Source organism: Clostridium pabulibutyricum, from assembly GCF_058242705.1.
This window is the reverse complement of the sequence record NZ_JBZAYZ010000003.1, coordinates 41,973-55,180: the sequence shown is the minus strand read 5'-3', so window position 1 is coordinate 55,180 and position 13,208 is coordinate 41,973. Positions and strand designations below refer to the sequence as shown.

Here is a 13,208-nt window from a genome sequence, read left to right as displayed (position 1 = left end):
TATTTTGAGTAGAATAAAAATGACGGTAGGTCAGGCAATAGTTAAGTTTTTAAATAATCAATATGTAGAATTTGATGGTGATACAAATCAATTTGTAGATGGAATTTTCACTATATTCGGTCATGGAATGGTAGTTGGACTTGGTCAGGCACTTGCAGAAAATCCAGGACACCTTAAGGTTTACCAGGGACGTAATGAACAGGGGATGGCACATGCAGCTACAAGTTATGCAAAGCAAAACAACAGGCGCCGCATAATTGCATGCACATCATCAATAGGACCTGGAGCTGCAAATATGATTACAGCAGCACTTACAGCATCCATAAACAATATACCGCTTCTTTTATTTCCTTCAGATTCGTTTGCTACAAGGCAGCCAGATCCTGTGCTTCAACAGATAGAACAACCATACAATTTGAATATTACCACAAATGACTGCTACAAGCCTGTAGTTCGATACTGGGATAGAATTTCAAGACCTGAGCAGCTTATGACTGCACTTGTAAATGCAATGAGAGTGCTTACAGATCCTGCAAATACAGGGGCAGTGTGTATAGCACTTCCACAGGACGTACAGGGTGAAAGCTTTGAATTCCCTGAATATTTTTTTAAAAAAAGAATTCATCATATTCCAAGAAGAATTGCAGATGCAACTGAGATAAAAAAAGCAGTCGGGCTTATTTCAAATAGTAAACGTCCATTGTTTATAGGCGGTGGCGGTGTAAGGTATTCAGAGGCAGGAAAGATGTTGGAAAGTATATGCACTAAATTTAAAATACCTTATACAGAAACGCAGGCGGGAAAAAGTGCAACTCCATCTTCAGATCCAATGAATCTTGGAGGTGTTGGAATAAGTGGAACACTTGCGGCAAATACGATAGCTGAACAAGCTGATCTTGTTGTAGGGGTGGGGACAAGGTTCAATGATTTTGTAACTTGTTCCAAAGAGATATTCAGAAATCCTGATGTAAAATTTATAACTGTAAATACATCTGAATTTGATGCATCAAAAATGGATGCAGAGAGAGTCGTAGGAGATGCCAAAGCAAATTTTGAAGTCATAGAAAGAGAACTTGATAAAATAGGTTATAAAACATCTTACGGCAAGGATGAAATATCCATGGTGAAAGAGGAATGGGAAAGTGAGAGAGAGCTGGTTTACAGTGCAGCGTATACGGGAGAAAAGTTTGTACCATGTGTCCCAAGCTGGACACCTCAAATTATAAATGACTACATGAGGGACATAGGAGGTACTATAACCGAATCAAATGGTGTAAGCATTGTACGTAATGTTATAGACGATGATGCCATTGTGGTTGCGGCTGCAGGATCACTTCCTGCAGATATGGAACGATTGTGGGTAACTGAAGTTAAAGATAGTTACAATATGGAGTATGGCGCATCATGTATGGGATATGAAATCGCCGGAGCACTTGGGTCAAAACTTGCGGAACCTTCCAGAGAAGTATATGCACTTTTAGGTGATGGATCGTTTATGATGCTTAATTCTGAAATCTCAACGTCAATTCAGGAAAATGCCAAAATTACTGTTATAGTATTTGACAATGCAGCATTTGGGTGTATAAACAACCTTCAGATGGGGAATGGCATAGACAGCCTGTGTACTGAATTCCGATACCGCAGTAAAGAAACTGGAAAGACAGATGGAAAATATGTGTATACAGATTTCGCTAAAATAGGAGAAGGTTATGGAATGAAGAGTTATGTAGCAAAGACGCCGGAACAACTTGTAAGTGCTCTTCAGGATGCAAAAAAACAGACAAAATCCTGTATTATCGATGCAAAAGTACTCCCAAAGACAATGGCGGAAGGTTATAAGTCATGGTGGCATATTGGAATTGCGGCTGTAGGGGGGTCAAAAAAGACACGGGAATCTTACAGTGAAATGTGTGAGAAGCTGAGAAATGCAAGAATGTATTGATAACTAATTATATAGGAGGACTGCATTATGTTGAAAAGGGAAAATATTAAACTTGGAATTGCACCTATAGCGTGGACAGAAGATGATATGCCTAAGTTGGGATCTGAAAATACTTTCCTGCAGACAATAAGCGAAATAGCACTTAGCGGGTATGAAGGAACTGAAATAGGATGTCAGTTTCCAAGAGATCCGGATATACTTAGCAGGGAATTTAAAAGAAGAGGTATTTCAGGAATAACTGCATGGTATAGTTCTTATCTTATTGAAAAACCTTACGAAGAGAGTGAAAAGGGCTTTATAGATCATATGAATTTTCTTAAGGCCATTGGAGCAAAGCATGTTGTAGTTTCAGACCAGAGTCATAGTATTCAGCATTGCAGCAATATACCTGTTTGTAACAAATATGTTATTACGTCAGAAAGTGAATGGAACAAACTTGCGGAAGGGCTCAATAGACTTGGGAAAATAGCATATGAAAGTGGTATGACTCTTATATATCATCATCATATGACAACAGTTGTTCAAACTACTTCTGAGATAGACAAACTTATGGAACTTACAGATCCAAAGTATGTAAGTTTGTTGTATGATACCGGGCATCTTTATTTTTCAGGAGAAGATCCAGTGGAAATATTGAAAAAACATTTTCACAGAATAAAGCATATTCATTTGAAAAATGTACGCCCTGACATTATGAAAAGGTGCAGGGAAAAGAAACTCAGTTTTCTGCGTTCTGTTCTTGAGGGTATTTTTACAGTGCCTGGGGATCAGGAAGGGTGTATAGATTATCCTTCAATTTTTAAAATACTCGAGGATAGGGACTATAAAGGCTGGCTTGTAGTAGAAGCGGAGCAAAACCCGTATATTTACAATCCACTTGATTATGCCAAAATGGCAAGAAAATATATAAAGGAGCAAACTGGAATTTAGACAAATTGAATATTTTAAATATTAAAATAAAATAGTTTGGGGGTATGTTAAATGAAGAAAATTAAAATTGGTTCTGCAGGACTTGGAAGATTGGGTTATGAGCATGCTTGTAATCTTGCCAGCCGTATACCTGGAGCCGAACTTAAAGCAATTTGTGATGTAGATGAAAAAAGAGTTAGAGAGGTTGGCATTGAGCTGGGTGTAGAAGATACGTATGTTGATTTTGAAGAGATGTGTAAGAACCCTGACCTTGATGCTGTCGCAATAGTAACTCCTTCCGCTCTTCATACTGATCAAATAGCCATTGCACTTGATGCCGGAAAGCATGTATTTTGTGAAAAACCTCTTGATACAAATATAGAGCATTGCAAAAAAATTGAAAAAGTAGTTGAGGCACATGATGATAAAATATTTATGCTTGGGTTTATGCGAAGATATGACAAGTCTTATAGAAAGGCTAAAGAAAAGATAGAAAATGGAGATATAGGAAGGGTTGTGCTTGTACGTTCGTATACTCAGGATCCTATAACTACAATAGAAGGCACTTTGAAATTTGCACCTCACAGCGGAGGTCAGTTCCTTGATATGTGTGTTCATGATATAGATTTGTGCCGATGGTTTACAGGAAGTGAGCCGAAGAATATGTGGGGGATTGGAGGTTGCTTTGAATTCAAACAGTATCGTGACTGGAATGATGGTGACAATGTAAGCTGCCTTATACAGTTTGAAGATGAAACAATGGCATTTTTGTTTGCAGGAAGAGCTGCAGCCCATGGATGTAATGTTGAAACCGAAATTATAGGAACACGTGGGACGCTTAGAATAGGTTCAGTTGGTACTGACAGTCTTCTTGAAGTTCTAAGCGAACATGGAGTATGCCGTGAGTGCTATCCTGATTTTCTTGCAAGATGGCATGAGGCTTATATGGCGGAAATGTCTGAGTTTATAAGTTGTATTCAGGAAAATCGCAGACCTGATGTGACTGTGTATGACGGAACTGCAGTATCCAAAATTGCAAACAGATGCAAAGAGTCTTTTGAAAAAGGTGCCATGCTTTCATATGAGAAATAATGTAATGAATTGCAGCTTTAAAGCTGCAATTCATAAAATACAGATATTTGGTTAGGAGGTTTATCATGGACTTGAAAATTGGAGTTATAGGTACAGGTGGAATTGGGAGAGACCACATAAAACGTCTTACAGAAGTAATTACAGGTGCCAGGGTTTCTGCAGTTTCCGATATAAATGAGAATACAGGAAAAAAAGTTGCAAAAGAATATGGTGCAAAATTTTACAGAACAGGTGAAGATGTAATACACAGCGGAGATGTTGATGCAGTTTTGGTAACATCCTGGGACCCTACACATTCTGTGTATGTGCTTGAGTGTATAAAAAGCGGTAAATATGTATTTTGTGAAAAACCTCTTGCAGTTACAGCTAAAGAGTGTAGTGATATTGTAAAAGCCGAAATGGATTATGGGAAGCGTCTTGTCCAAGTTGGATTTATGAGACGTTTTGACAGAGGATATAGGGATATTAAAAAAACTATAGAGAGTGGAAAAATTGGAGCACCTCTTATGATACATGCGTGTCATAGAAATCTTACACATATTCCAAGTCATAATACGGATATGACGGTTACAAATTCTGGCATCCATGAAATAGATATATCAAGATGGTTATTGGGAGAAGATTATGAAAGTGTAAAGATAATTCTACCGAAGCAGAATAAAAACTCAAAGGATGGACTTAAAGATCCTCAAATTATGGTGCTCAGGACAAAAAGTGGTGTCATGATAGATGTTGAAGTGAACATGTCTTCAGGTTACGGTTATGATATTCAGTGCGAGGTTGTAGGAGAAAAAGGTACAGTTCGCTTACCTGATCCGAATGCGGTAATTTTGAGGTATGAATGTCAGAGATCTTATAAAATATATGAGGATTGGTCACAGCGCTTTATAGAAGCGTATGATATAGAATTTCAGGAATGGGTCAATTCAGTGAAAAGGGGCAGGATTGAAGGACCTAGTTCATGGGACGGATATATCGCTTGTGTAACTGCCGATGCACTTATAAAGTCAAGAAATACACTGGAAGCTCAGCATGTGAATTTTGATGAGCAGCCTGAATTTTACAAGTAGTGAGGTGAAAGTTTTATGAAGCTTCTACAAGTTGTTCCTCAAATATATAAGTTTGACACAGTAAAAGAATTTGCGGAAATTTTCAAGCTTGGAAAAGGGGATTTGGTAATAACTAATAGATTTTTATATGATAGATTTTTGAAAGATTATAAAAATACTATACAGGCTGTTTTTCAGGAGGAATATGGCCTTGGCGAACCGTCGGATGAAATGATAGACAATATAATGAAGGATTTAGGTTGTAGCAAGTATGATAGGGTAGTTGCTGTTGGAGGAGGTACGGTTATAGATATAGCCAAACTTTTGAGATTAAAGCGCCCAAGAAAATCCATTGATTTGTTTCAAGGCACAGTTCCGCTTGTAAAAGAGAAGAAACTTGTAATAATTCCAACAACCTGCGGTACAGGCTCTGAAGTTACAAATGTATCTGTTGCGGAACTGAAGTCTGAACATATTAAGAAAGGTATTGCAGGTGATGAGCTTTATGCAGACTATGCTGTTCTCATACCAGAGATTGTACGGGAACTTCCATATAAGTTTTTTGCAACAAGTTCTATTGATGCTCTTATACATGCATCTGAATCATATCTGTCTCCAAAAGCCTCACAATATACTGAGATATTCAGTGTAAAGGCAATTAATCTCATATTAAAGGGATACATTCAGATGCTGAAAAAAGGCAAAGATTACAGGAAAGACATAATAGAAGACTTTGTGCTTGGCAGCAATTATGCCGGTATAGCTTTTGGAAATGCAGGATGTGGCGCAGTTCACGCATTATCATATCCAATAGGTGGAAATTACCATGTTCCACATGGGGAAGCGAATTATCTATTTTTTACAGAAGTTTTGAAGACCTATGATAGAAGAATGCCTGCAGGAAAAATAAGAGAATTTAACGGCATTGTTGCAGAAATACTAAGTTGCAGTGAAAAGGATGTCTATGATGAACTTGAAAGGGTTCTTGACGATGTAATGGAAAGAAAACCTCTTCAGGAGTATGGAATGAAACAGGAGGAAATAGAAGGGTTTGCAGGGGATGTTATAAAAGGACAGCAGAGATTACTCGCAAATAATTATGTGCCTTTTTCAACAGAAGATATAATTAATATTTATAGAAAGTTATATTAGAGGAGTGATGTTTAAATGTTAAATATAGGTATTATAGGTATTGGTAGAATAGGAAGAGTTCATGGGGAAAGTATATCGAAATATGTGAAAAATGCCGATATAAAGGCTGTATCTGATATTTTTCTGAATGACGAGCAGAAAAAATGGGCTAAAAGTAAGGGAATAAAGAAGGTATATAAGGATTACAATAAAATACTTCAAGATCCTGATATAGATGCAGTACTTATATGTTCATCGACTGATACTCATGCAAAAATATCCATAGATGCAATAAGGGCACATAAGCATGTTTTCTGTGAGAAGCCTATAGATCATAGTATTTCAAAAATAAAAGAGGTTATTTCTGAACTTGAAAAAAACCCGGAAGTAAAATACCAGGTAGGTTTTAATAGAAGATATGATCACAATTTCAAGGCATTGAAAGATGCAGTGGCAAATGGAAAAATAGGACAGGTACATGTACTTAAGATAACATCCAGAGATCCTGAACCTCCATCAATTGATTATGTCAAGGTGTCTGGAGGAATATTCCTTGATATGACAATACATGATTTTGACATGGTAAGATATATAACAGACAGTGAGGCTGTTGAGATTTATGCGTCTGGAAATGTGCTTGTAGATAATGCAATAGGCGAAGCAGGAGATGTGGACACTGCGATTGTAACAATAAAACTTCAAAATGGTGCACTTGCTGTTATAGATAATTCGAGAAAGTCGGTTTACGGTTATGATCAGAGAGCCGAAGCCTTTGGTTCAAAAGGTCAGGTTGCTATATCAAATGATGCTGAATCTTCTGCTGTAATATATACAAAAGATGGTGTTACGGGAGAAAAGCCGATGTTTTTCTTCCTTGAAAGATATATGCAGGCATACGCACAGGAAATAAGTGAATTTGTTGATTCAATTGCAAATGATACAAGAACCCCTGTAAATGCATATGATGGATTAAAAGCAGTTGTAATGGGACTTGCTGCAAAAAAATCACTAGATGAAAATAGACCTGTAAAAATAAATGAAATTTCCTAAAAAATGTGGCTTTGTATAGATAAATGACCTTTATTGAAAAAAATAAAGGTCATTTTGTTTGGGGAGGGTTAAAATGAAACTTGGATTTAATGAAGCAACATGTATGAAAAAATCAAATGTAATTAAAGATATAAGATTGTGCGAAAAATATGGATATGATTATATTGAATTGAGATTGGACATGTTAAAAGAATACTTAAAAAACAATACTTTATACGATTTAAAAAAGCTCTTTGCAAAAATCAAGTTAAAGCCTTTTGCATTGAATTCTATTGAAAATATAAATTTCAGAACAGGTGAAGAGTGGCAGGAACTTGTTGAATTATTTACTTTCGGATGCAATGCTGCATCCGAAATAGGGAGTCAATATATTGTAGTGGTTCCAACGGAGGAAAAGAGAATATCATCAAGAAACGAACAGGAAGTATTTATTGATTCCGTAAATGTTTTGAACGAGCTTTGTGATATTGCAGAAGACTATGGGATAAAACTTGCTTTTGAGCCGATTGGAAGCAGAAGATGGGTTTGCACAAGTCTTAGACAGGCCTATGAAATTGTAAGTGATGTAGATAGAGAAAGTCTTGGGCTTGTAGTTGACTGCACGAATGTGTATATGAATGACAAATTTGCGGATGTAGAATATTTGAGGAAAATTCCGCTAGACAAGATTTTTATATTTCATATAAATGACTGTGAAGATATTCCTCTTGGAATTCTTGAACAATGTCACAGGTTATTCCCCGGTGAAGGATGTATACCTATAGAAGAAATCTCGATTTTACTCAAGGGGAAAGGATATAGTGAGATTGCATCACTTGAGCTTTTTAGACCCGAATACTGGAAAATGGAACCTGAAGATGCAATACGCATAGGTGCTGAGAAGACAAGAAAATATTTATAAGATTTTTAAAAAATTACTAGAGGTATAGTTTTAGTATGTCAATATCATAGGATGGTTCACTATCTTTAATAAAAGGTTGCAAAAATAAAAAACTGTTGCATTTGTGCACATTTTAGTTTTGGCTGTTATGTTGGTATAAATCTTTCCGTAAATTGTTCAAGTAAACGTTTTATATTGCATTTATGCATCAACTTGAATTTGTGAGAAATGCCGCGTCTATGTGATTGCGGTATTTTTTTAGACTTAAATTATATGGCATTAGAATTGCTTATATAAATCTGTGTAAAAAATATTTATGTGAAAGGAATGATTTATAATGTCTCTTATGACTGGAGAACAATATGTAGAGAGCTTGAGAAAGTTGAAATTGAATGTTTATTATCTTGGGGAAAAGATAGGTAACCCGGTAGACAACCCAGTACTTAGACCATCACTTAATTCTGTAAAGATGACCTATGATTTAGCTCAAATGGCGGAGTATGAAGATCTTATGACAACAAAGTCAAATATTACAGGTAAAAAGATAAACAGATTTGCAAATATTCACCAAAGTGCAGATGACCTTGTAAAAAAAGTTAAAATGCAGAGATTGTGTGGGCAAAAAACTGCAGCTTGTTTTCAGAGATGTGTTGGGATGGATGCTTTTAACGCTGTGTACAGTACCACTTATGAAATAGATAAACAGTATAATACAAATTATTTTGATAATTTCAAAAAATTCTTGGAATATGTACAGGAAAATGATCTTACCGTTGACGGAGCAATGACAGACCCTAAAGGTGACAGAGGACTTTCACCAAGCAAACAGGTAGATCCGGATTTGTATCTAAGGGTTGTTGAAAGAAGGCCGGATGGTGTTGTAGTAAGAGGTGCAAAAGCACATCAAACAGGTATATGCAACTCTCATGAAGTTCTTGTAATGCCGACTATTGCAATGAGACCTGAAGATAAAGATTATGCAATATCATTCTCAATTCCTACTGATACAAAAGGAATAACAATGATAATTGGAAGACAGTCATGCGATACGAGAAAGCTTGAGAAAGATGCTGACATTGATGTTGGAAATAAGAATTTTGGTGGAGTAGAAGCTCTTACTGTTTTTGATGATGTGTTTGTACCTAACGACAGAATATTCTTAAACGGTGAAACTGAATACGCAGGCATGCTTGTTGAAAGATTTGCAGGATATCACAGACAAAGTTATGGTGGATGCAAAGTAGGTGTTGGAGATGTTTTGATTGGAGCAACTGCTCTTGCTGCAGAATATAACGGAGTCCCAAAGGTATCCCATATAAAGGATAAAATTATAGAAATGGTGCACTTGAACGAAACACTGTATGCCTGTGGAATTGCTTGCTCGTCTGAGGGATATCCGACAAAGGCAGGAAATTACCAGATAGATCTCCTTCTTGCAAATGTGTGTAAACAAAATGTTACAAGATTTCCATATGAAATAGTAAGATTGGCTGAGGATATAGCCGGCGGACTTATGGTTACTATGCCGTCTGAAAAAGATTACAAGAGTGATGAAGTTGGACAATATGTTAAAAAATATCTTGTAGGAGCGGCTTCTGTTCCTGTTGAAAATAGGATGAAAATACTGAGACTTATAGAAAACTTGAGTCTTGGAACTGCGGCTGTTGGTTACAGAACTGAATCAATGCATGGGGCAGGTTCACCTCAGGCTCAGAGAATAATGATATCAAGACAGGGAAATTTGGGACTGAAGAAGAAACTTGCTAAAAAAATTGCCGGAATAGAAGAGTAGGAAGGAAGAGGCTTTTTATCCTCTTCCAAAAAAAGAGGTGATTTTTATGAATGAGAAACTTAAAAAGATATTTGATGTAAAAATAAGACCTTATCTTGCGCGGCACAATGGTGATATGGAGATTGTAGAATTTTCAGACGGAGTACTTAGAGTGAAATTCTTAGGTCAGTGTGGAAACTGTATTTCTGCAAAGTATACGCTTCATGATATTGTTGAATCTGCGGTAAGGGAGATACCTGAAATAAAAAGTGTGGAGCTTGTGGATTCTTTAAATCAGGACACATTGAATTTTGCAAAAAAAATACTTGATGGAAAAGTATAGGATGGTTATTTAGTTGTTTAATATAGGGGTTAAATATTGTGGAGGATGTAATCCGAAATATGACAGGAAAGAATTTTTATATAAACTTCAGAAGGACTGCAAATGCAGTTTCGAAACTGCACGGGAAGGCAAACTTTATGATTTTATAATAGTGCTTTGTGGCTGCAGCAGCTGTTGTGCAGATTGCCGCAGGTTAAAGTGGAAATTTGAAAAAATACTTGTAGACTCGGAATCGGATTTTAGGAAAATAAAAGAAGTATTTGATGTTCATAGTGATAGGAGGTAGTGGTTTTATGAACTGGAAAGATATATATAAAAGCAGACTTGTAAGTTCCAGAGAGGCGGTTTCAAAGATAAAATCCAACAGCAGGATTGTCGTCTCACATGCTGTTGGAGAGCCCTCGACTTTAATAGATGCTCTCGTTGAAAACAGAGAAAGTTATAAAAACGTTGAAATTGTTCATATGGTTGCCATGGGAAAAGGTGAATATGCAAAACCTGGCATGGAAAAATACTTCAGGCACAATTCACTGTTTGTAGGGGCAAGTACAAGGGATGCAGTATATTCGGGAAGAGGAGATTATACACCTTGCTTTTTCTATGAAGTTCCAAAGCTTTTTAAAGAAGGATATCTTCATGTAGATGTTGCACTTGTTCAGGTAAGTAAACCTGATGAACACGGTTATTGTAGTTTTGGAGTTTCGGACGATTATACAAAGCCTGCAGCAGAATGTGCAGATATTGTAATTGCAGAAGTCAATGAAAATATGCCTAGGACACTTGGAGATTCATTCATACATGTGTCAAATATGGATTATATAGTTGAAAGTTCGCATCCGCTTATAGAATTGAAACCTGCAAAACTTGGCGAGGTTGAGAAGGCCATAGGTAAAAATTGTGCAGAACTGATTGAAGATGGCTCAACGCTCCAACTTGGAATAGGTGCAATTCCAGATGCAGTTTTGATGTTCCTTAAAGATAAAAAAGATCTTGGAATTCATTCTGAGATGATATCTGATGGTGTTGTAGAACTTGTGGAGGCGGGAGTTATAAACAACAGCAGAAAAACTCTTCATCCCGGCAAAATAGTTGTAACTTTCTTGATGGGAACAAGGAAACTTTATGATTTTATAGACAATAATCCAATGGTTGAATGTTATCCTGTAGATTATGTAAATAATCCTCTTGTAATCATGAAAAATTACAAAATGATTTCCATAAACTCCTGTGTGCAGGTGGATCTTATGGGACAAGTATGCTCCGAAAGTGTGGGGTTGAAGCAAATAAGCGGAGTTGGAGGACAAGTTGATTTTATAAGGGGGGCCAGCATGGCGAAAGACGGCAAAGCCATCATAGCCATACCTTCCACGGCTTCTCATGGAAAAACATCAAGGATAGTTCCGCTGCTTAATACTGGAGCGGCAGTTACCACATCGAGGAATGAAGTTGATTATATAGTTACAGAATATGGTACGGCTCGTCTTAAGGGGAAAACTTTGAAAGAGAGGGCGAGAGCACTTATAAATATTTCACATCCTGATTTTAGGGATGGACTTGAAGCTGAATTTGAGAAAAGATTTAAAAAATAAAGTTGATAAAGGGGGAAATTTCTTATGGCACTTAAAAGAGAATACGGCAAAGAACAGCCGTATATACCGGCAGGCCCGTTTAAAATTCGTATTCCTGGAATTCACTATAGGTTTGAGGTTGCTGATTATATACAGGGACTTCTAATGTGCGCTGTCTGTCTGGGAGCTATTCCAATGCTTCAGCAGTATCTTGGAATGCCATTTCAAGTTGCTCTTGCAATTGTAGTACTTAATGGTATATTGTATTGTACACATGTACTTCTCGGTGATCCTGTTGTACCTGGCTGGGTAACGCCAGCCATACCTCTCCTTATATTGTATGTAAGTCAGTTTCCTATGGGACCTGAAAGAGTTCAGGCACTTATAGCTTTTGAACTCAGTCTTGGAATATTTGCTGCGTTTCTTGGAGTAACAGGACTTGGGAAAAAGGTAATATCTCTAATACCAAATTGTATGCAGGCAGGTATAATAATGGGCGCCGGACTTGCAGCCGTGAATACTGTTTTTGGCAAGGGAGGGCATTTTGAAAAATATCCGTGGTCTATTATAATATGTATAGGACTCGCGTTTTATCTTCTCTTTTCAAATCATTTTAAAAGTTTGAGGAATAAGAACAAGGTTCTTCAGGTTATTTCCAATTTAGGAATTTTACCGTGTATATTTATTGCAGTTTTTGTTGGGCCTGTTGTTGGAGAAACATTGTGGCCAAGCGTAGAATGGGGATTTTCAACTCCTTCTTTCGGGGAATTGTGGTCACACTGGACATTTTGGTCTATAGGGTTTCCACCATTCAAAATGTTTATACAGGCACTTCCAATGGTATTTTCAGCTTATGTAATACTATTCGGAGAGATGATTCAAGCTCAGGCGCTTATTGAAGATGCTGAAAAATCAAGACCTGATGAACTCATAGAGTATAATCCGAACAGATCTCATTTGATATTTGGACTGCGTAATTGTCTGATGTCACTTATAGGACCTGATATAACAATGTGCGGACCGCTTTGGGCGGCAATGCAGGTTGTTGTATGTGACAGGTACAAACATGGCAGAAAGGCCATGGATTCAATAAACGGTGGTGCAGGGTCTTTCAGATTTGGTACTCTTACAGGATATTTTCTTTTGCCTATAGTAACATTTGTTACACCGGTACTTAACATAGCACTTGCTCTCACCATGCTGATTCAAGGTTATGTTTCCGTTAGGATAGGTGTTTTGAAGGCAAAAACAATAAATGATCTTGGAATTGCCGGAATAATGGCGGCTGTGATAGTTGCCAGAGGAGCTGCATGGGGACTTGGAGTAGGTGTAGTTCTTAGCCTTTTGATACTTCTTGGCAATAAAAAGAATCTTGATGTAAATATTTTTATAAGGGAAGAAAAGGATTCTAATGTGGGAGAAAATGTCTGATACCAAAAAATTATCATAATCAATGACAAAGCCTGATATTAA

The 13,208-nt window shown here is 37.0% G+C and carries 12 protein-coding genes; all 12 read left to right on the top strand.

Translation table 11 applies throughout. From position 1 onward, the window contains the following. Positions 1-4 precede the first annotated feature (4 nt). The 12 genes from iolD (at position 5) to AC4CVH_RS05350 (ending at position 13,166) form a co-directional block, all read left to right on the top strand. Positions 5-1,942, top strand: coding sequence for a 3D-(3,5/4)-trihydroxycyclohexane-1,2-dione acylhydrolase (decyclizing) (gene iolD / locus AC4CVH_RS05405; RefSeq protein WP_490786726.1), 1,938 nt, complete (start codon positions 5-7; stop codon positions 1,940-1,942). 27 nt (positions 1,943-1,969) lie between these two features. Further along, entirely contained in the window at positions 1,970-2,872 is a 903-nt protein-coding gene (gene iolE / locus AC4CVH_RS05400) for a myo-inosose-2 dehydratase (RefSeq protein WP_490786725.1), read from the top strand. Between the two features lie 51 nt (positions 2,873-2,923). Next, positions 2,924-3,943 carry a Gfo/Idh/MocA family oxidoreductase gene (locus tag AC4CVH_RS05395; RefSeq protein ID WP_490786724.1) on the top strand — a complete coding sequence of 340 codons (1,020 nt, stop codon included), beginning with the start codon at positions 2,924-2,926 and terminating at the stop codon, positions 3,941-3,943. A gap of 65 nt (positions 3,944-4,008) precedes the next feature. Continuing rightward, positions 4,009-5,013, top strand: coding sequence for a Gfo/Idh/MocA family oxidoreductase (locus AC4CVH_RS05390; protein WP_490786723.1), 1,005 nt, complete (start codon positions 4,009-4,011; stop codon positions 5,011-5,013). A gap of 15 nt (positions 5,014-5,028) precedes the next feature. Next, complete coding sequence (locus AC4CVH_RS05385) at positions 5,029-6,144, top strand: 4-hydroxybutyrate dehydrogenase (RefSeq protein ID WP_490786722.1); 1,116 nt, start codon at positions 5,029-5,031, stop codon at positions 6,142-6,144. A 15-nt stretch (positions 6,145-6,159) separates the two neighbouring features. Further along, positions 6,160-7,173, top strand: coding sequence for an inositol 2-dehydrogenase (gene iolG / locus AC4CVH_RS05380; RefSeq protein ID WP_490786721.1), 1,014 nt, complete (start codon positions 6,160-6,162; stop codon positions 7,171-7,173). Between the two features lie 73 nt (positions 7,174-7,246). Beyond that, positions 7,247-8,074 carry a sugar phosphate isomerase/epimerase family protein gene (locus AC4CVH_RS05375; protein WP_490786720.1) on the top strand — a complete coding sequence of 276 codons (828 nt, stop codon included), beginning with the start codon at positions 7,247-7,249 and terminating at the stop codon, positions 8,072-8,074. 316 nt (positions 8,075-8,390) lie between these two features. Beyond that, positions 8,391-9,845 carry a 4-hydroxyphenylacetate 3-hydroxylase family protein gene (locus AC4CVH_RS05370; RefSeq protein WP_490786719.1) on the top strand — a complete coding sequence of 485 codons (1,455 nt, stop codon included), beginning with the start codon at positions 8,391-8,393 and terminating at the stop codon, positions 9,843-9,845. Between the two features lie 46 nt (positions 9,846-9,891). Continuing rightward, positions 9,892-10,167 (top strand): NifU family protein, encoded by a 276-nt coding sequence (locus AC4CVH_RS05365; protein WP_490786718.1) that lies wholly within the window; start codon positions 9,892-9,894, stop codon positions 10,165-10,167. A gap of 13 nt (positions 10,168-10,180) precedes the next feature. After that, the gene (locus tag AC4CVH_RS05360; RefSeq protein WP_490786717.1) at positions 10,181-10,453 is read left to right on the top strand and encodes a hypothetical protein; all 273 of its coding nucleotides are present in this window, start codon (positions 10,181-10,183) and stop codon (positions 10,451-10,453) included. A gap of 7 nt (positions 10,454-10,460) precedes the next feature. Then, complete coding sequence (locus AC4CVH_RS05355) at positions 10,461-11,756, top strand: acetyl-CoA hydrolase/transferase family protein (RefSeq protein WP_490786716.1); 1,296 nt, start codon at positions 10,461-10,463, stop codon at positions 11,754-11,756. Between the two features lie 24 nt (positions 11,757-11,780). Then, positions 11,781-13,166 (top strand): hypothetical protein, encoded by a 1,386-nt coding sequence (locus tag AC4CVH_RS05350; protein WP_490786715.1) that lies wholly within the window; start codon positions 11,781-11,783, stop codon positions 13,164-13,166. Positions 13,167-13,208: the final 42 nt, after the last annotated feature.